Below are 18,470 nucleotides of genomic sequence, written 5' to 3' on the forward strand. Positions count from 1 at the left end.
TGGGTCTAGAGACGGTAGGCGCGGCGGGCGTTGCCCGACCCGATCAGCTCCGCGACCCGGGCAGCGTCGGCCGCCGTCCAGTCCCCGGCCTCGACACCGGCACCCAGGTGGCCGCCCAGTGCACGGCGGAAGAGCAACGTGCCCAGCAGGTACAGCTCGGGCAGCCCGAAGGCGTCCGAGGAGAACAGCACCTTGCCGAAGGGCGCGAGTTCCAGCAGCTCGGGCAGCAGCGCGGCCGACCGGGCGCCCAGGTTGTGGGTGGCCAGCCCGACGTCGACGAAGACGTGGCCGAACACCTGGGCGAGGTAGCCGGCGTGCCGGTGGAACGGGTAGGTGTGCAGCAGCATCACCGGCACCCCGGCCGGCTCGGTGGCGCGCAGCAGGTCGGTGAGCAGCAGCGGGTCCCCGCGGTGCAGGTCGACGTCGGAGTCGCCGAGGCCGACGTGGAGCTGCACCGGCATCCCCAGGTCGATGCCCGACCAGACCAGGAAGCCGTGCAGCACCGGGTCCGCGATCCGGGCCGACCCACCGCGCAGCGTCCGGTCGGCGGCGGCCACCACCGCGGCGTCGGTGGGGCGGGGACCGTCCAGCGCCAGCCCCGACCGGTAGGCCGCGACCGACTTGACCCCGACGGCGCCGCGGCAGCGCCGGGCCAGCCGGTCCCGGAACGCGGCCGGGAAGCCGTCGGCGCCCGAGCCCGAGAGCACCTCCTCGGCGACCGCCTCCAGCCGCACGACCTCCCGGCCCACCCCGCCGGTGAGCGCGGCCAGCTCGTCGGGCGAGGTGAGCGGTTCGGGCAGGAAGCCGGTGTCGACCAGGAACGTCCCGGTGCCGACAGCGCCCATCAGCCGGCGGTGCACGTCCTCGACGCCGAGCTCCGCGCGGCGGGCCAGGTAGGCGTCGACGTCCGCGTGCGGCTCCAGGTCCAGCAGCGGTGGGCACCAGCGGCGCAGCGCGAACCCCAGCTGGCTGTCCAGCAGCGACCCGCCCAACGGGCTGGGCGCCGCGGCCTCGGTGAGCATCGCCTCGAACTCCGCGCGGTCCAGGTCGCGCCGGACCAGGCCGTGGCAGTGGTGGTCGACCAGCTCGAGCCCGGTGAGGTCCACCCCGGCATCGTCCTACGGTGGCGGCATGAGCACCCCCTGGACCACTGCCGACATCCCCGCCCAGACCGGGCGCACCGTCGTCGTCACCGGCGCCAACTCCGGCCTGGGCCTGGCCACCTCCCGCGCCCTGGCTGCCGCCGGCGCCCGGGTGGTGCTCGCCGTCCGGGACGTCGCCCGCGGGGAGGCCGCCGCCGCCACGATCACCGGGGACGTCGAGGTGCGCCGGCTGGACCTGGCCGACCTGTCCTCGGTGCGCGCGTTCGCCCAGGGGTGGACCGGCGACCTCGACGTCCTGATCGCCAACGCCGGGATCATGATGGTTCCGCAGGGGCGCACGGCCGACGGCTTCGAGCTGCAGTTCGGCACCAACCACCTGGGCCACTTCGCGCTGGTGACGGCGCTGCTGCCGCACGTCACCGACCGCGTCGTCACCGTCTCCTCCGGGCTGCACCGCAGCGGCACGATCGTGCTCGACGACCTGGACTGGGCGCGTCGTCCCTACTCCACGACCGGCGCCTACGGGCAGTCCAAGCTGGCCAACCTGCTCTTCGCCCTGGAGCTGCAGCGGCGGCTGACCGCCGAGGGCTCGACGGTCCGGTCGATGGCCGCGCACCCCGGGTACGCCGCGACCAACCTGCAGTCGCACACCGGGAACCGGCTCAAGGACCTCGGCATGAAGCTGGGCAACCGGTTCCTCGCCCAGTCCGACACCGACGGCGCGCTGCCCACGCTGCTCGCCGCGACCGCCGACCTGCCCGGTGGCAGCTACACCGGTCCGTCGGGCTTCCAGGAGGTCCGCGGTGCCCCGACGCTCGTGGGCCGCTCGCGGGAGGCCTCGGACGTCGCCCTGGCCCGCGCGCTGTGGACGGCCTCGGAGGAGCTGGTCGCCGCGCCCCGCAGCTGACCCCCACCCGGGTCTGCACCGGGGTACGGTCCGCCCGTCAGTTCGACTTCCGGACCAAGAGGCGGCCATGAGCACCGACACGACGACGACGTCGACAGCGGCGCCACCCACCGACCGTCAGCTGCGGGTGCTGCTCACGGTGGTGTCGGCCGCGACCTTCCTGGCCAGCCTGGACCTGTTCATCGTCAACATCGCCTTCCCGACGCTGGGCGCGGCGTTCCCGGACTCCGGGTCCTCGCTGGCCTGGGTGCTCAACGGCTACACGATCACCTTCGCCGCCCTGCTCGCCCCGGCCGGGCGGCTGGCCGACCGGTTCGGCCGCCGCCGGGTGTTCCTGATCGGGCTGGCCGTGTTCACCGCCGCCTCGGTGGGCTGCGCACTGGCCTGGGACGTCTGGCCGCTGGTCGGCTTCCGGGTCGTGCAGGGCATCGGCGGCGCCATGATCACCGGCACCTCGCTGGCCCTGCTGCTGCACTCCTTCCCACCCGCCCGGCGGGGCACCGCCATCGCCACCTGGGCCGCGATCGGCGCCGTCGCCGCGGCGCTGGGCCCGCCGCTGGGCGGGTTGCTCGTGGAGCTGAGCTGGCGCTGGGTGTTCCTGGTCAACGTGCCCGTCGGCGTCGTCGCGCTGGTCGTGGGGATGCGGGTGCTCACCGAGTCCCGGGACGAGAGCGAGCGGCGGCGCCCCGACGCGCTGGGCACCGTCGTCCTCATCGCCGCGGTGGCCGCGCTGTCCTACGCGCTCGTCCAGGCCCCGGACACCGGCTGGGCGAGCGGGTCGACGCTGGGCTGGGGTGCGGCGGCCGTCGTGCTCGCCGTCGCTGCGGTGCTGCGCTCGGCGAAGGCCGGCCCGGACCTGGTGCCGGCGTTGTCGCTGCCGCTGTTCCGGACCCGGGCCTACACGCTGGCCTGTCTCTCGATCGCCGCGTTCTTCGGCGCCTTCGGCGCGATGCTGCTGCACAACGTGTACTGGCTGACCGTGGGCTGGGGCATGTCCACGGTGCTCGCCGGCATCGCGCTGACCCCCGGCCCGGTCGTCGCCGCGGTCAGCGCGCTGGCCGGCGGCCGGCTGGGTGCCCGCATCGGGCCCGGCCCCGTCGCGGCCCTCGGCGGGCTGTCCCTGGCGCTGGGCGTGCTGTGGTGGGTCGTCCTGGTCGACACCACCCCGGACTACCTGGTCGCGTTCCTGCCCGGCTCGCTGCTGACCGGCCTGGGGGTCGGGTTCACCATCGCCAACCTGTCGACGGCGGCGTCCCAGGCACTGCCCCCGCAGTGGCTGGCCACCGGGACGGCGACCTTCAACGCCGCCCGCCAGCTCGGCGCCACGCTCGGCGTCGCACTGCTGCTGGCCGTCGTCCCGCTCAGCGAGAGCGGCGGGCTGGCCGGTGCCGACCGCGGCTGGTGGCTGTCGATCGGCCTGGCGGTCCTCGCCTCGGTGACCGCGGCGTTCATCCGGCGCCCGGCTCCAGTCGGCTGAGCACCGGGCGCCACTCCCCCGACGCCGGGTCACCGGCCCACGCGACGTACCCGTCCGGGCGGACCAGCAGCGCGGGACCGTCGTCCGGGCGGCGGAGGACGGGCACCCGGGCGTCGACGTCGGCCGCGGCGCGGGGCAGCACCAGCACGCAGCCGGCCCCGCGCTGCACCTCGGCCAGTCCGGGCACGACCGCCCGGGTGCCGACCGGGCCCGGCCCGGGGTAGCCGATCGCGACCCCGGAGAACAGCCCGGCACCGCGCCGGGCGACCAGCGGCACCCGGAGCAGACCGCGCAGCACGACCGCGCGGGCCACCCGGCCACCGACGCCGCCCAGCGTCATGAGCCGGATGGTGGCGCCACTGGAGCGCAGGACCGTCGCGCCGACCGGGTGGCGCTCCCGCTGGTAGCCGGCCAGCAGGTCGTCGTCACCCACCGCGAGGCGCCAGCCGAGGGCGAACGCGTCCTGGATGCCGGTGTTCATGCCCTGCCCGCCGGCCGGGGAGTGCACGTGCGCGGCGTCGCCGGCCAGGAACACCCGGCCGGCGCGGTAGGCCGGGGCCTGCCGCTCGTCGCTGGCGAACCGGGAGGACCAGCGCACCTCGCCCGCCGGCAGTCCGAACACCCGGTGCAGCAGCCCGGCCACCTCGTCGTCGCCGACCGGGGTGTCGGTGCCGGGCTGCCGCCGGCGGTCCCAGCCGATCAGCCGGAACCAGCCGTCGCCGAACGGGGCCAGGAACCCGAAACCGTGCGCGTCGACGTCGACCCGCAGCTCGCCGACCGCGAGGCCCGACAGCCGCACGTCGGCCAGCACGACCGAGCGCAACACCGTGCGGCCGGGGAAGGGCAGGCCCACCAGGTCGCGCACGGTGCTGCGGACGCCGTCGGCGCCGACCACCCAGCGGGCGGCCCACTCCCGCTCCCCCGCCCGGACGACGACGCCGTCCGCCCGCTGCTCGAGGCCGTCGACGGTGACCCCGCGCTCGACCCGTGCCCCCTGGGCGACGGCGTACCGCTCGAGCAGCCGGTCGACGTGCACCTGCGGGGTCATCAGCACGAACGGGAACCGGGTGGGCAGCCCGGACAGGTCCAGCCCGGCGGCGCCGCTCAGCTGCAGCCGGTCGACCGGGGTGCCGGTGGCGACCAGCTCGTCGGCGAGGCCGCGGCTGTCCAGCAGCTCCAGCGTGCGGGCGTGCACGCCGAAGGCGCGACTGAGCGGCGAGGGGGCGGCGTACCGGTCCAGCACGGTGACCGAACAGCCGGCCCGGGCGAGCTCGCCGGCGACCGTGCACCCGGTCGGTCCCGCGCCCACGACCACGACGTCGTCCATGCCGACCTCCCGTGTCATCGCTCGATGACAGGAGTCTGGCCCTGCGGACCGCATGCAGTCAACGGTCGATGACTTAGGCTCGGGTGGTGCGACCCCGCGATGCCGCTGCCACCGAGCAGGCCCTGCTCGACGCCGCCCGCGCGCGGTTCGCCACCGACGGCTTCGAGCGCACGACCATCCGGGCGGTGGCCGCCGACGTGGGCGTCGACGCCGCGCTCGTCATCCGGTACTTCGGCAGCAAGCAGGGCTTGTTCAGCCGGGCCGCCGACCTCGACCTGGGCCTGCCCGACCTGACCGGCGTCCGCGCGGGCGAGCTGGCCCGGGTGCTGGTCGACCGGTTCTTCGCCGTCTGGGAGGACGACCCCACGTTCCTGGCGCTGCTGCGCGCGGCGGCCACCAGCGAGGTCGCCGCCGAGGCGATGCGCGGGGTGTTCGCCGGGCAGGTCGCCCCGGCCCTGGCCGCGGTCACCGACGACCGGGCTCCCGAGCGCGCCGCACTCGTCGGCGCGACCGTCCTCGGCTTCGCGCTGACCCGCTACGTGCTGCGGGTGCCGCCGCTGGTGGCGATGACCCGGGAGGAGGCGCAGACCTGGCTCGGCCCGGTGCTGCGCCACTACCTGCTGGACTGAGCCCGGCCGCGCAGGACGGCCGGCGGTCGACCGAGCAGACAGGGTGCCTCCCGGCTCCTCGAAGCAGCCCCCACTGCTCAGTCGCCAGCGGTCACCCGGGCCACGAAGGTGCGGAGGTCGGCGACCAGCAGGTCGGGGACCTCCATCGCCGGGAAGTGCCCACCGGCCGGCAGCTCGGTCCAGTGCACCAGGTCCACGGCGGCCTCGACCGCTCTGCGGACCGGGCGGGCCAGGTCGTGCGGGAGCACGCACACCCCGGTCGGCACCTCGCGGGACCAGGTGCCGGGCTCGGCGTTGCGGGTCTCCCAGTACAGCTGGGACGACGAGGGCGCGGTGCCGGTGAACCAGTAGACGGCGACGTCGGCCAGCACCTGGTCGCGCAGCGCCCCGAGGGCGTCGCTGGCCGGGTCGGTCCAGTCGCGGAACCGCTCGGCGATCCAGGCCAGCAACCCGGCCGGGGAGTCGGTGAAGGCGGGGGCCAGCGACAGCGGCCGGGTGGACTGGGTCCTGAAGTAGCCCGACAGCTCCCGGGCGTAGTGGGCACCGCGCTCGGCCGCGGCCCGCTCGGCGTCGTCGGCGGGCTCGTCGACGTCCAGCCCCATCGTCATGGTCACGTGCACCCCGGCGACGTGGGCGGTGTCCTGCGCGCCGAGGTCCCGGGCGACCCGGGCACCCCAGTCACCACCGTGCACGACGTACCGGTCGTGGCCCAGCCGGGCCAGCAGCTCGGCGATCGCGCGGGCCATCCGCTGGGTGGTCCAGCCGCCGTCCGGGGTGGGCCCGGAGAACCCGTAACCGGGCAGTGAGGGGACCACGACGTGCATGGTCTCCGCCAGCGGCGCGACCACCCGGGTGAACTCCACGACCGACCCGGGCCAGCCGTGCAGCAGCACCAGCACCGGGGCGTCGGCCTGCGGGGACCGCACGTGCAGCGCGTGCAGCCGGGTGCCGTCGACCGTCGTCTCCACCTGGTCGCAGGCGTTGAGCGCGGTCTCGTGCTCGCGCCAGTCCCACTCCGTGCGCCAGTGGTCGGCCAGCTCCCGGACGACGTCGACGGCGATCCCCCGGTCCCCGTCCTGCTGCTGGGGCGCGGGCCAGCGGGTGCGGGCCAGCCGGTCGCGCAGCTCGTCCACCTCGGCCTGCGGGACGTCGATGCGGAACGGGCGGACGGCGTCGTCGGTCATGGCGTGGGGGTGCCCCGGCCGGGGGCCGGCCACGCGCGGTCGGCTCAGCCCTTCGCGGCGGTGGCCAGCCGGGCGAGGGCGTCGATCAGCGGCGGGGTGTCGTCGGCGTCCAGGTGGGCCTGCACCAGGGTCAGCCGGTCCGGCGCCGCGAACGCGTCGGTCAGCGCGGTGCGCAGCCCGGCCGCCGTCGAGACGGCGGTCGCGACACCGCGGCCGCCGGTGAGGGCCGGCACGAGTGCGCACCAGTCCCAGGCGGCGACGTCGTTGTAGCCCGCGCGCGGGCTCTGCAGGGCGCGCTCGATGGTGTAGCCGCGGTTGTCCAGCAGCAGCACCACGGGCGCCAGCCCCGCGGCGGCGATGGTGGACAGCTCCTGCACGGTCATCTGCGCGGCGCCGTCGCCGATGACGAGCACCGGGCGGCGGGTCGGTTCGGCCAGCCCCTGCCCGAGGACGGCGGGCAGCGCGTAGCCGATGGAGCTCCACACCGGCTGGCCGCCGAAGACGGTGTCGGCCGGCAGCGGCATCCCGGCGGCACCCCAGTAGGCGGTGCCGGTGTCGGCCAGCAGCGCCGTCCCCGACGGGAGCAGCTCGGCCAGCGCCTGCCAGGTCTGGGCCTGGGTCAGCGGGCCGGCCTCCTCGACGCGCGGCGCGGGACCGGCGGGTGCGGTTGCCCAGCGGGGGCCGCGGCGGCCTTGGAGCGCACGGTCCAGCGCCGCGAGCGCGTCGGGGAAGAGCACCCGGCCGACCGGGTCGGCGCCGAACCCGGCGGTGGTGGCGGCCAGGTACGGGGTGTCGGCGTCGGGACGGCGGTGCGAGCCGAACCCGGTCAGCTCCGCGGTCAGCAGCGTGCCGACCTGCACCACGACGTCGGCGGCCGCGACGACGTCGGCGCTGCCGTTGGGCAGCATCGTGCCGGCGGAGTCCCCGGCGGAGCAGGGGTGGTCGGCGTCCAGCACGCCGCGGGCCGACAGCTGGGTGACGACGGCGACCCCGGCGCGCGCGGCCAGGTCGGCGAGCTGCGCGGCCAGGCCGAACCTCGGGACCAGCTGGCCGACCACCAGCACCGGGCGCTGCGCGTCGGCGAGCAGCTCGGCCAGCCGGGTCTCGAAGCGGGCCAGCGCGGCCGGGTCGGAGGCGGCGGTGAGCGGGTGCTCCAGCGGGCCGGCGTCCACCCGGGCCAGCGCGAGGTCCTGCGGGACCGCCAGGTAGGTGGGCTTGCGCTCGGTCATCGCGGCCAGCACCACGGTGTCGATCTGCTCGGCGGCGCGCTCCAGGGTGAGGGTCTCGGCGACCACGGTGACCTCGGCGGCGGCGCGGGAGAAGTGCCCGAAGTCGCCGTCGGCGAGGGTGTGGTGCACCAGGGCGCCGGCCTCCACGGCCGCGCGCCGGGGCGACCCGACGACGTGCAGCAGCGGCACGTCCTCGGCGGCGGCACCGGCGACCGCGTTGAGCACCGACAGCTCCCCCACCCCGTAGGTGGTGACGACGACGCCCAGCCCGCGGGTGCGCGCGTAGGCGTCGGCGGCGTACCCGGCGCCCAGCTCGTTCGAGGAGCCGACCCAGGCCAGCCCGTCCACGGTGGCCAGGCCGTCCAGCAGGTCGAGGTTGAAGTCACCGGGGACGCCGAACAGGTGGCCGACGCCGGCCTGCAGCAGCCGGGCGCCCAGGTACTCGGCGACGCTCACCGTGGTGGTGGAGTAGTCGGCCTGCTCGGGGCGCTCGTCGAGTGCGGTCATGCAGTCGACAGTGACAGGACTGCCGGGATGCGCAACCATCTCCCGACACGCTGCGCGATCTGCGCAGCCTTCGACCCGGACGACCGAGAGGGGCTGCGCAGGATGCACAGCATCGACGCCACCGACGCCCGACTCCTGCTCGCCCTGGACGACGACCCCCAGGCCTCGGCGATGGCGCTGTCCACGCGGCTGGGGCTGGCCCGCAACACGGTGCACGCCCGACTGAGGCGCTTGGAGGACGGCGGCACCCTCGGCGCACACAGCCGGCGACTGGACACCGCGGCCCTGGGCCGGGGTCTGCTGGCCTTCATGACCCTGTCGTTGAGCCAGAGCGAGGGCTCGCAGGCCACCGCCGCGCTGGCCGCGATCCCCGAGATCGTCGAGGTGCTGGCCACCACCGGCGAGGGCGACCTGCTGGTCCGGGTGGTCGCGGTGGACACCGCGGACCTCTACCGGGTCACCGAGGCGGTGCTGGCCGCACCGGGCGTCGTCCGGGCGAGCACGTCGATCGCCCTGGTCGAGGTGGTGCCGTTCCGACTCGCCCCGCTGCTGCACGAGCGCGCCGACCGCTGAGGGGCGGCACGGGGGTTGTGCGCCGCGTCACGCCCTCGCTACGGTCGTGCTCGCAGACCGGGCAGCTTGCTCGGAATGAGAGCACAGGAGATGAGCATGGCAGCGAAGCCCTTCGCCTCGTCGGCAGACCTCGGCGTCAAGGAACGCACCCTGGAGGTCCTCGCCGACGGCGTGTACGCGCTGACCGCCGAGGGCGACCCGAACCTGGGGGCCATCGAGGGCGAGGACTTCCTGGTCTGCTTCGAGGCGCTGGCCACCCCGGTCGCCGCCCGCCGCTGGCTGGCCGAGCTGCGCACGCACACCGACAAGCCGGTCCGCTACCTGGTGCTCAGCCACTACCACGCCGTCCGGGTGCTGGGGGCCTCCGCGTTCGACGCGGAGGTGGTCGTCAGCTCCGAGCAGACCCAGCGCCTCATCGCCGAGCGCGGCCAGCAGGACTGGGAGTCCGAGTACGGCCGGATGCCGCGGCTGTTCGAGGAGCCCGAGTCCATCCCCGGCCTGACCTGGCCCACGATGACCTTCCGCGACAAGCTCACGATCTCCCTCGGCGGGGACCGCGGCGAGCTGGTGCTCGAGCACGTGGGCCGCGGGCACACCGAGGGCGACATCGTGGCCTGGCTGCCGAAGTCCAAGGTGCTCTTCGCCGGCGACCTGGTCGAGTCCCAGGCCGCGCTCTACACCGGCGACGCGTTCCACTTCGACTGGGCGGCCGGCACGCTGGACCGGGTGGCGGCCTTCGGTGCCGAGCAGCTCGTCGGCGGGCGCGGCGCCATCGCCCGCGGCCGGGCCGAGGTGGACGCCGCCATCGAGCAGACCCGCGCCTTCCTCACCACGATGCACGACACCGTGGGCACCGCGCACCGCGCCGGAGGCACCCTCAAGGACGCCTTCGAGGCCACCCACGCGGCGCTGGCCCCGAAGTTCGGGCACTGGCCGATCTTCGAGCACTGCCTGCCCTTCGACGTCTCCCGGCTGTGGGACGAGTTCTCCGGCATCGAGCGGCCGGTCATCTGGACCGCGGAGCGGGACCGCCAGGTGTGGGAGGAGCTGCAGTCGTGACCGAGCCGGTGCTCGTCGTCGGCGCCGGACCGGTCGGGCAGACCACCGCGCTGCTGCTGGCCCGCTGGGGTCTGCCGGTCCGGGTCCTGGACGCCCGGCCCGCGCGCGACCTGGTCGGGTCCAAGGCGATCTGCCAGCAGCGCGACGTCCTCGACGTCTGGGACTCCGTCGGGGTCGGCGCCGAAGTCGCCCGCCGCGGCGTCACCTGGACCACCGCCCGCACCTTCCACCGCGACCACGAGGTGTTCAGCTCCGGCTTCGCCGACCGTGGCCGGTCCCCGTTCCCGCCCTTCGTCAACGTCAGCCAGTGCCTCACCGAGGAGCTGCTGGACGAGGCGATCGCCGGCCAGCCGCTGATCGAGGTCCGCTGGGGCTCGGCGGTGGAGGGCCTGACCCAGGACGAGGACGGCGTCACCCTGCGCTGCGCCGACGGCAGCGAGCACCGCGGCAGCCACGCCGTGGTGTGCGGCGGCCCCCGCGCCGACGCGCTGCGGCGGGCCCTGGGCCTGACCTTCGAGGGCCAGACCTTCGGCGACCAGTTCCTGATCTGCGACATCCGCACCGAGCTGCCCGGCTGGGAGTCCGAGCGCCGGTTCTACTTCGACCCGGAGTGGAACCCCGGCCGCCAGGTGCTCATCCACCCCTGCCCGGACTCGACGTTCCGGGTCGACTGGCAGGTGCCGCCGGACTTCGACCTGGCCGCCGAGGAGGCCGGCGGAGGGCTGGACGCGAAGATCCGCCAGGTCGTCGGCGACCGGCCCTACGAGGTGGTCTGGAAGTCGGTCTACCGGTTCCACAGCCGGGTCGTCGACCGGATGCGGGTGGGCCGGGTGCTGGTCGCCGGCGACACCGCCCACCTGGTCTCCCCCTTCGGCGCACGCGGCCTCAACTCCGGCGTCCTGGACGCCGAGAACGCCGCCTGGAAGATCGCCTTCGTCCGCCGCGGCTGGGCGTCGGAGGACCTGCTGGAGAGCTACTCCGCCGAGCGGCACGCCGCCGCGCTGGAGAACCTCGACGTCACCGGGGCCACCATGCGCTTCCTGGTCCCGGCCACCCCGGCGCAGGCCGCACACCGGGTCGACGTCCTGGAGCGCGCGGCCACCGACCCGGCCGCCCGCGCGCAGGTCGACAGCGGGCGGCTGGCCGAGCCGTTCTGGTACGTCGACTCCCCGCTCACCACCACCGACCCGCGCCGCCCGTTCGCCGGCCGTCCGCCCCGCGGCGAGGTGCCCGAGCCCGCCCCCGGGGTGCTCGCACCGGACTGCCCGGTCACCGTCGCCGACCGCCCGGACGTCGTCCGGCTGCGGCAGCTGGCCCGGGAGGGCCTGACCGTGCTGCTGGGCCGGGACGCCCCGGACGTCGTCGTCCCCGACGGGCTGCCCGTCGCGGTGCACCGGATCGACGCGCTGGACCCCAGCGGCGTGCTGGCCGGCGCGCTGGGCGCCTGCCCGGACGAGGTGTGGCTGCTGCGCCCGGACGCGCACGTGGCGGCCGTCCTCACCGACCCCGCCGACCTCGCCGCGGCCCTCGGCCGCATCGTCACCGCTCGGATGGAGCTCGTCTGATGGCCTTCTACCGGCAGGTGGGCAGCGTCCCGCCCAAGCGACACACCCAGCACCGCCGTCCCGACGGCGGGCTGTACCGCGAGGAGCTGATGGGCGAGGAGGGCTTCTCCTCGGACTCCTCGCTGCTGTACCACTCCGGCGTCCCCAGCTCGCTGGTCGACGCCCGGCCGTGGGAGCTGCCCGACCAGTCCCTGGTGGCGAACACCCCACTGGTCCCCCGGCACCTGAGGCTGCACGACCTGTTCACCGACGCCGACCGGGACCCCGTGCTGGGTCGCCGGCTGGTGCTGGGCAACGCGGACGTCCGGATCTCCTACGCGGTGTCCTCGGAGACCTCGCCGTACTACCGCAACGCCACCGGCGACGAGTGCGTCTACGTCGAGCGCGGCACCGCCGTCGTCGAGACGGTCTTCGGTGCGCTGACCGTCGGCCCCGGCGACTACGTCGTCATCCCGCGGGCGACCACGCACCGCTGGGTGCCCGAGGGCGAGCTGCGCACCTACGCGATCGAGGCGAACAGCCACATCGCGCCGCCCAAGCGGTACCTCTCGAAGTACGGCCAGCTGCTGGAGCACGCGCCCTACTGCGAGCGGGACCTGCGTGGGCCGGCGGAGCCGCTGCTGGTCGAGGGCACCGACGTGGAGGTCTACGTCAAGCACCGCGGCGACGGCCCGGGCGGGCTGGCCGGCACCGTGCACGTCGTCCCCGAGCACCCCTTCGACGTCGTCGGCTGGGACGGCTGCCTGTACCCCTACGCGTTCAACATCAGCGACTTCGAGCCGATCACCGGCCGGGTGCACCAGCCGCCGCCGGTGCACCAGGTGTTCGAGGGCGCCAACTTCGTCATCTGCAACTTCGTCCCGCGCAAGGTCGACTACCACCCGCTGGCGATCCCGGTGCCCTACTACCACTCCAACGTCGACAGCGACGAGGTCATGTTCTACGTCGACGGCGACTACGAGGCCCGCAAGGGCTCGGGCATCGGCAAGGGCTCGATCACCCTGCACCCCGGCGGGCACAGCCACGGCCCGCAGCCCGCAGCCATCGAGGGCTCGCTGGGCGCCGAGTTCTTCGACGAGCTCGCCGTCATGGTCGACACCTTCCGGCCGCTCGGGCTGGGCGAGGGCGGCCGGGCCTCGGACGACGGCCGGTACGCCTGGACCTGGTCCGGCCGGGGCCCCGGGCAGTGACCGACCACCACACGCTGCCCTTCGGCGTCTTCTCCCAGACCCCGGACGGCGAGCGGCGGGTCGGCGTCCGGGTCGACGACACCGTCCTCGACGTGTCCCGGCTGGACCTGCCGCACGCCGCGGACTTCGCGTCGTCCTCGCTCAACGCCTTCCTGGCCCGCGGCCGCGCGCACTGGGACGACGTCCGGGCTCGCCTGCAGGCGCTGCTGGCCGCCGGCACCGAGCACCTGCTGCCGGCGCAGGGCCTGACGCTGCACCTGCCGATCGAGGTCGCCGACTACGTGGACTTCTACAGCTCCCGGCACCACGCGGAGAACATCGGGCGCATGTTCCGGCCGGACTCCCCGCCGCTGACCCCGAACTGGACGCACCTGCCGATCGGCTACCACGGCCGGTCGGGCACGGTCGCGGTCTCCGGCACGTCCGTCGTCCGGCCGTCGGGGCAGCGCAAGGCGCCCACGGACGACGTCCCCACGTTCGGGCCGTCGCGGCGGCTGGACATCGAGGCCGAGGTCGGCTTCGTCGTCGGCACCCCGTCGGAGCTGGGGACACCGGTGCCGATCGGGGACTTCGCCGAGCACGTGTTCGGCGTCTGCCTGGTCAACGACTGGTCCAGCCGGGACCTGCAGGCCTGGGAGTACGTCCCGCTGGGGCCGTTCCTGGGCAAGTCGTTCCTGACCAGCGTCTCCCCGTGGGTGGTGCCGCTGGCCGCCCTGGAGGCCGCGCGGGTGCCCGCCCCGCCCCGGGACACCCCGCTGCTGCCCTACCTGGACGACGCCGAGCACCTGTGGGGGCTGGACCTGGAGTTGACGGTGAGCCTGAACGGCGAGGTGGTGAGCAGCCCGCCGTTCGGGTCGATGTACTGGACCGCCGCCCAGCAGCTGGCCCACCTGACCGTCAACGGGGCCTCGCTGCGCACCGGGGACCTCCTGGCCTCCGGCACCGTCAGCGGCCCGCAGCGCGACCAGCGGGGGTCGTTCATCGAGCTCGGCTGGGGCGGCGCGGATCCGCTCACCCTCGCCGACGGGTCGACCCGCTCGTTCCTGGAGGACGGCGACGTCGTCAGCATCAGCGCCACCGCCCCTGGCCCCGGCGGCACCCGGATCTCCTTCGGTGAGGTCACCGGAGAGGTCCTGCCCGCTCGTTAGCACCGCCGGCGAGACCAGCCGGAGCACTGCCCCCACCCCCCGGACATCGGAGTCCTCTTGACCACGACCGCCGTGCGCGCCGAGCGCCACGTCACCACCCGCGAGGAGCGCAAGGTCCTCGCGGGCACCCTCGCCGGGACCACCATCGAGTGGTACGACTTCTTCATCTACGCCCAGGCGGCGACCCTGGTCCTCGCCCCGCTGTTCCTGGCGCCGGTCAGTGAGGACAACGCGGGCCTGGCCACCGTCATCTCGCTGGCCACCATCGGCATCAGCTTCCTGTTCCGGCCGCTGGGCGCGATCGTCGCCGGCCGCTACGGCGACCGGCTGGGCCGCAAGAAGATGCTGGTCTTCACCCTGCTGCTGATGGGCGGGTCGACCGCACTGATCGGCCTGCTGCCCACCTACGCCAGCATCGGGATCGCCGCACCGGTGGCGCTGATCGTGCTGCGCATCGTGCAGGGCTTCTCTGCGGGCGGTGAGTGGGGCGGTGCCGCGCTGATGGCCGTCGAGCACGCCCCGCGCGGCAAGCGCGGGCTCTTCGGCGCCTACCCCGGCGTCGGCGTCCCGCTGGGGCTGATCCTGGCCACCGGCGTGCTGCTGCTGATGACCTCGGTGACCACCGACGAGCAGTTCCTGTCCTGGGGCTGGCGGGTGCCGTTCCTGCTGTCCATCGTGCTCATCGGCGTGGGCTACCTGATCCGCCGCTCGGTCGAGGAGAGCCCGGTCTTCCGGGAGCTGCAGGAGCGCAAGAAGGAGTCCTCCGCCCCGCTGCGCGACCTGTTCCGCAGCAACACCAAGCAGGTGGTGCTGACCGCGCTGGTCTTCATCGCCAACAACGCCGCCGGCTACCTGGTGATCGCCTACTTCATCGGCTACGGCACCGGCACGCTGGGCATGGAGCGCGGCCCGGTGCTCACCGCGATCGTCGTCGCCTCGGTGGGCTGGCTGGTCTTCACCCTGTACGGCGGGGCGCTCAGCGACCGGATCGGCCGGGTGCGGACCTTCCAGATCGGCTACGCGCTGGTCTTCGTCTGGATGATCCCGATGTTCCTGCTCGTCGACACCGCCGACGTGTGGCTGTTCGGCCTGGGCGTGCTGGTGCTCACCGTCGGCCTGGGCCTGTCCTACGGCCCGATGTCGGCGATGTACGCCGAGATGTTCCCCGTCGCGGTGCGCTACTCGGGGGTGTCCATCGGCTATGCGCTGGGCGCCATCCTGGGCGGCGCGTTCGCCCCGGCGATCAGCGAGCTGCTGGTGCAGGAGACCGGCACCGGCATCTCGGTCGGGATCTACATGATGGTGCTGGCCGCGATCAGCTTCGGCGCCGTCAGCATGATCAAGGAGACCCGGGGCGCGGACCTCGGCGTCGACGCGCACTGAGTCCCACGGCACCGAGTCCAACGCACTGAGTCCAACGCACTGATGACAACGCACTGAGAGGGTGACCCGGTGACCGCCCCCGTGCCCCAGTCGCAGACCCTCGACCGGGGGCTGCGCATCCTGGAGCACCTGGGCGCCACCGGGTCACCCCGCCCGGTCATGGAGATCGCCCAGGCCGTCGACCTGCACCGCTCGATCACCTACCGGCTGCTGCGCACGCTGGAGGACCGCGGGTTCGTCGAACGGGACGCCGCCGGGCACTTCGGGCTGGGCCTGGCGGTCTCGCTGCTGGCCCGCGGCGTCCGGACCAGCCTGCAGGCCGCCGCCACCGCCCGGCTCACCCCGCTGGTCGAGCAGCTGGGCTGCACCGGGTTCCTCGTCGTCCGGGCCGGGGCGGACGCCGTCACCCTGACCAGCGTCGAACCCCGCGACGTGCCCAGCCACGTCACCCGCCGCCCCGGCACCCGGCACCCCGTCGGCCGCGGCGCCCCGGGCCTGGCCCTGCTCATGCCCGACCCGCCCGCCGACGACGACCGGCCCGCGCTGGTCACCGCCCGAGCGACCGGCTGGGCGGTCAGCGAGGGCGAGGTCATCCCCGGCGTCTTCTCCGTCTCCGCGCCGGTGCTCGGCCCCGACGGCACCGCCCGGGCCGCGGTCGCCGTCGTCTACACCGGCACCCGGGACGACGTCGAGGCCGTGGGTCGCGCCGTCGTCGGCACCGCGAGCGCGCTGGCCGCCGACCTGCCCTGACCCCCGGCCGCGGTGGCCGCCGGTGATCACCGACGGCAGGATCGCCGCATGGACCTGCTGGAGCAGCACACCCGGGACGAGCGCCGCACCGAGGCCGAGGGCCGGCTCGACGAGCTGGCCGACGCCGGGGTGGTCGCCGTCGCGCTGCCGTGGGTGGACACCTCGGGCATCACCCGGGTGAAGACGGTGCCGCTGGCGAAGCTGCCCTCGGCGGCGGCCTGGGGCGTCGGCATGAGCCCGGTGTTCGACGGCTTCCTGCTCGACGACTCGATCATCGCCGGCCGGTTCGCGGGCTCCGCCACCGGCGACCTGCGGCTGCACCCGGACCTGTCCCGGCTCACCGTGCTGGCCGGGCAGCCCGGCTGGGCGTGGGCACCGGTGGACCGCTACACCCAGGCCGGGACGCCGCACGTGCAGTGCTCGCGGTCGCTGCTGCGCCGCCTCGTCGCCTCCCTCGCCGAGGAGGGCCTCGCCGTGCGGGGCGCCTTCGAGATCGAGTGGGTCCTGGCCCGCCCCGACGGCCTGCCTGAGGACGCCGACGCCTTCGTGCCCGCGCTCACCGGACCGGCCTACGGGATGACCCGGCTGGCCGAGGTCAGCGACTACGCCCGCGACCTGCTCGACGCGTTCGAGGCCCAGGGCGTCGACGTCGACCAGTTCCACCCCGAGTACGCCGGCGGCCAGCTCGAGGTGTCCGTCGCCGCCGAGGACCCGGTGGCCGCCGCCGACACCGCCCTCCTGGTGCGGAACACGATCACCGCCGTCTCCGCCCAGCACGGGCTGCGGGTGTCCTTCTCCCCCAAGGTCACCGCCGACGGCGTCGGCAACGGCGGCCACGTGCACCTCTCGCTGTGGCGCGACGGGCAGAACCTGATGGCCGGCGGCGAGGGGCCCCTCGGCCTCACCCGCGACGGCGAGGGCTTCGTCGCCGGGCTGCTCGACCACCTGCCCGCCCTCCTGGCCGTCGGTGCGCCCGCGGTGGCGTCCTACCTGCGGCTGGTGCCCTCGCACTGGGCCGGCGCCTTCGCCGCCTGGGGCCTGGAGAACCGGGAGGCCGCGATCCGCTTCGTCACCGGCCCCGAGGGCAACCGGCAGTCCGCGGCCAACGTCGAGGTCAAGTGCGTCGACCTGGCCGCCAACCCCTACCTGCTGATGGCCGCCTGCCTCGCCGTCGGCGCCGCCGGGGTGCGCGCCGGGTCCCGACTGCCCGACCCGGTCGCCGTCGACCCGGCGTCCCTCTCGGACGACGAGCGCCGGGACGCCGGCATCCGCCCCCTCCCCGCCACCCTGTCCGAGGCCGCCGAGGCCTTCGACGCCGACGAGGTGCTGGCGGCCGCGTTCGGTGAGGAGCTGCACGCGACCGTGGTCGACGTGCGCCGCGGCGAGGTCGCGCTCCTCGAGGAGCAGACGGCTGAGCAGGTCTGCCGCACGACCCGCTGGAAGCACTGACCCCCGGCCGAGCCCGCCCGCCCGCTCAGACCGCACGACCGCCCGCTGCGTCCTCCGCCCGAGACCCTGTTTGGGACGGCGGCGATCGAGGTAATCTGTAGCCGTCGCTGGAGATCCGGCGACGAGGACCGCAGATCGACCCGCACTTCGGAGGTGTCTCACGATGCTCACCGCGTACGACCCGTTCGGCTCCGCCAGCCCGCTGTCCAGCGCGTTCCGCGCCCTGGACCAGCTGACCTCCCGAGCCGGCACCACCACCGCCCGCGCCCTGGCCGGGATGCCGATGGACGCCTACCGGGTGGGCGACCAGTTCGTCGCCCACTTCGACCTGCCCGGCGTGGACCCCGGCTCGATCGACCTGTCCATCGAGGGGACGACGCTGACGATCAGCGCCGAGCGCTCGGTGCCGCAGCTCGAGGGCGCCGAGTGGTCGGTGGCCGAGCGGCCCTTCGGCAGCTACACCCGTCAGCTGGTGCTCGGCCGCAGCCTGGACACCGACCGAGTCGAGGCCAGCTACCACGACGGCGTGCTGACCGTGTCCATCCCGGTGGCCGAGAAGGCCAAGGCCCGCAAGATCACCGTCAGCCGGGCCGACACCCCGACCACCATCCAGGCCGCGGAGTCACCGCAGGCCGTGGAGAGCTGATCCACACCGCGAGGGGCGGGGCCGTCGGGTCCCGCCCCTCGCGCTGTCCCCCGGAGGACACGTGACCGACCCGCTGCAGCCCCTCGACGACCCGGACCGGCCCACGTACACCGCCGGCCAGGCCGCCGAGCTGCTCGGCGTCCAGATCGCCTTCCTCCGCAGCCTGGACACCGCCGGCGTCGTCGCCCCCGCCCGCTCCCCCGGCGGCCACCGCCGCTGGTCCCGCACCCAGCTGCGCACCGTGGCCCGCTTCCGCGTCCTCCTGGACGACGGCCACCCCCTCAGCTCCGCCGAGCTCATCGTGTCCCTCCAGGACGACGTCGCCACCCTCCGCCACCGCCTGG

General features: G+C 74.8%; 17 protein-coding genes. 13 read left to right on the top strand and 4 right to left on the bottom strand.

Features of this window, described 5'->3' with window-relative positions; genetic code table 11:
• Nucleotides 1–5: 5 nt before the first annotated feature.
• Entirely contained in the window at nt 6–1,106 is a 1,101-nt protein-coding gene (locus AC0IVP_RS14630) for an amidohydrolase family protein (protein ID WP_471757428.1), read from the bottom strand.
• 25 nt (nt 1,107–1,131) lie between these two features.
• Between AC0IVP_RS14630 and AC0IVP_RS14635 the strand changes: the two genes are divergently transcribed.
• Both AC0IVP_RS14635 and AC0IVP_RS14640 read left to right on the top strand, forming a co-directional pair.
• On the top strand, nt 1,132–2,010 hold the full coding sequence (locus tag AC0IVP_RS14635) for an oxidoreductase (protein WP_471757430.1): 879 nt from the start codon (nt 1,132–1,134) through the stop codon (nt 2,008–2,010).
• A 67-nt stretch (nt 2,011–2,077) separates the two neighbouring features.
• Nucleotides 2,078–3,487 carry an MFS transporter gene (locus tag AC0IVP_RS14640; RefSeq protein ID WP_471757432.1) on the top strand — a complete coding sequence of 470 codons (1,410 nt, stop codon included), beginning with the start codon at nt 2,078–2,080 and terminating at the stop codon, nt 3,485–3,487.
• On the opposite strand, the gene AC0IVP_RS14645 is transcribed toward AC0IVP_RS14640, so the two are convergent.
• Entirely contained in the window at nt 3,459–4,832 is a 1,374-nt protein-coding gene (locus tag AC0IVP_RS14645) for an FAD-dependent oxidoreductase (protein WP_471757434.1), read from the bottom strand. The genes AC0IVP_RS14640 and AC0IVP_RS14645 overlap by 29 nt on opposite strands.
• A 68-nt stretch (nt 4,833–4,900) precedes the next feature.
• Here AC0IVP_RS14645 and AC0IVP_RS14650 point away from each other — a divergent pair, with 68 nt between their 5' ends.
• Nucleotides 4,901–5,443, top strand: a complete 543-nt coding sequence (locus AC0IVP_RS14650; protein ID WP_200938746.1) for a TetR/AcrR family transcriptional regulator — start codon at nt 4,901–4,903, stop codon at nt 5,441–5,443.
• 77 nt (nt 5,444–5,520) lie between these two features.
• Here the strand turns inward: AC0IVP_RS14650 and AC0IVP_RS14655 are convergent, their stop codons facing one another.
• Nucleotides 5,521–6,627: an epoxide hydrolase family protein gene (locus tag AC0IVP_RS14655; protein WP_471757436.1), complete on the bottom strand. Its 1,107-nt coding sequence runs from the start codon at nt 6,625–6,627 to the stop codon at nt 5,521–5,523.
• 44 nt (nt 6,628–6,671) lie between these two features.
• Nucleotides 6,672–8,363, bottom strand: coding sequence for an alpha-keto acid decarboxylase family protein (locus AC0IVP_RS14660; protein WP_471757438.1), 1,692 nt, complete (start codon nt 8,361–8,363; stop codon nt 6,672–6,674).
• A gap of 102 nt (nt 8,364–8,465) precedes the next feature.
• On the opposite strand from AC0IVP_RS14660, the gene AC0IVP_RS14665 reads away from it, so the two are divergent.
• The 10 genes from AC0IVP_RS14665 to AC0IVP_RS14710 all read left to right on the top strand — a co-directional run.
• Complete coding sequence (locus AC0IVP_RS14665; RefSeq protein ID WP_056291194.1) at nt 8,466–8,936, top strand: Lrp/AsnC family transcriptional regulator; 471 nt, start codon at nt 8,466–8,468, stop codon at nt 8,934–8,936.
• Nucleotides 8,937–9,032: 96 nt separating this feature from the next.
• On the top strand, nt 9,033–9,995 hold the full coding sequence (locus AC0IVP_RS14670; RefSeq protein WP_056291196.1) for an MBL fold metallo-hydrolase: 963 nt from the start codon (nt 9,033–9,035) through the stop codon (nt 9,993–9,995).
• Nucleotides 9,992–11,560, top strand: a complete 1,569-nt coding sequence (locus AC0IVP_RS14675) for an FAD-dependent monooxygenase (RefSeq protein ID WP_056291199.1) — start codon at nt 9,992–9,994, stop codon at nt 11,558–11,560. Before AC0IVP_RS14670 ends, AC0IVP_RS14675 begins: the two co-directional genes overlap by 4 nt.
• Nucleotides 11,560–12,750, top strand: coding sequence for a homogentisate 1,2-dioxygenase (locus AC0IVP_RS14680; RefSeq protein WP_471757440.1), 1,191 nt, complete (start codon nt 11,560–11,562; stop codon nt 12,748–12,750). The genes AC0IVP_RS14675 and AC0IVP_RS14680 overlap by 1 nt, the downstream gene beginning before the upstream one ends.
• Nucleotides 12,747–13,898 (top strand): fumarylacetoacetase, encoded by a 1,152-nt coding sequence (gene fahA, locus AC0IVP_RS14685; RefSeq protein ID WP_471757442.1) that lies wholly within the window; start codon nt 12,747–12,749, stop codon nt 13,896–13,898. The genes AC0IVP_RS14680 and fahA overlap by 4 nt, the downstream gene beginning before the upstream one ends.
• 57 nt (nt 13,899–13,955) lie before the next feature.
• Nucleotides 13,956–15,281: an MFS transporter gene (locus AC0IVP_RS14690; protein ID WP_056291203.1), complete on the top strand. Its 1,326-nt coding sequence runs from the start codon at nt 13,956–13,958 to the stop codon at nt 15,279–15,281.
• Between the two features lie 69 nt (nt 15,282–15,350).
• Nucleotides 15,351–16,031, top strand: a complete 681-nt coding sequence (locus AC0IVP_RS14695) for an IclR family transcriptional regulator (RefSeq protein ID WP_056291205.1) — start codon at nt 15,351–15,353, stop codon at nt 16,029–16,031.
• Nucleotides 16,032–16,079: 48 nt separating this feature from the next.
• Nucleotides 16,080–17,480, top strand: coding sequence for a glutamine synthetase family protein (locus tag AC0IVP_RS14700; protein ID WP_471757444.1), 1,401 nt, complete (start codon nt 16,080–16,082; stop codon nt 17,478–17,480).
• 163 nt (nt 17,481–17,643) lie between these two features.
• Nucleotides 17,644–18,126: an Hsp20/alpha crystallin family protein gene (locus AC0IVP_RS14705; protein ID WP_471757446.1), complete on the top strand. Its 483-nt coding sequence runs from the start codon at nt 17,644–17,646 to the stop codon at nt 18,124–18,126.
• Nucleotides 18,127–18,187: 61 nt separating this feature from the next.
• On the top strand, nt 18,188–18,470 hold a 283-nt coding region (locus tag AC0IVP_RS14710; protein ID WP_471757448.1), incomplete at its 3' end, for a MerR family transcriptional regulator.

The organism is Klenkia sp. AC732 (assembly GCF_979256525.1).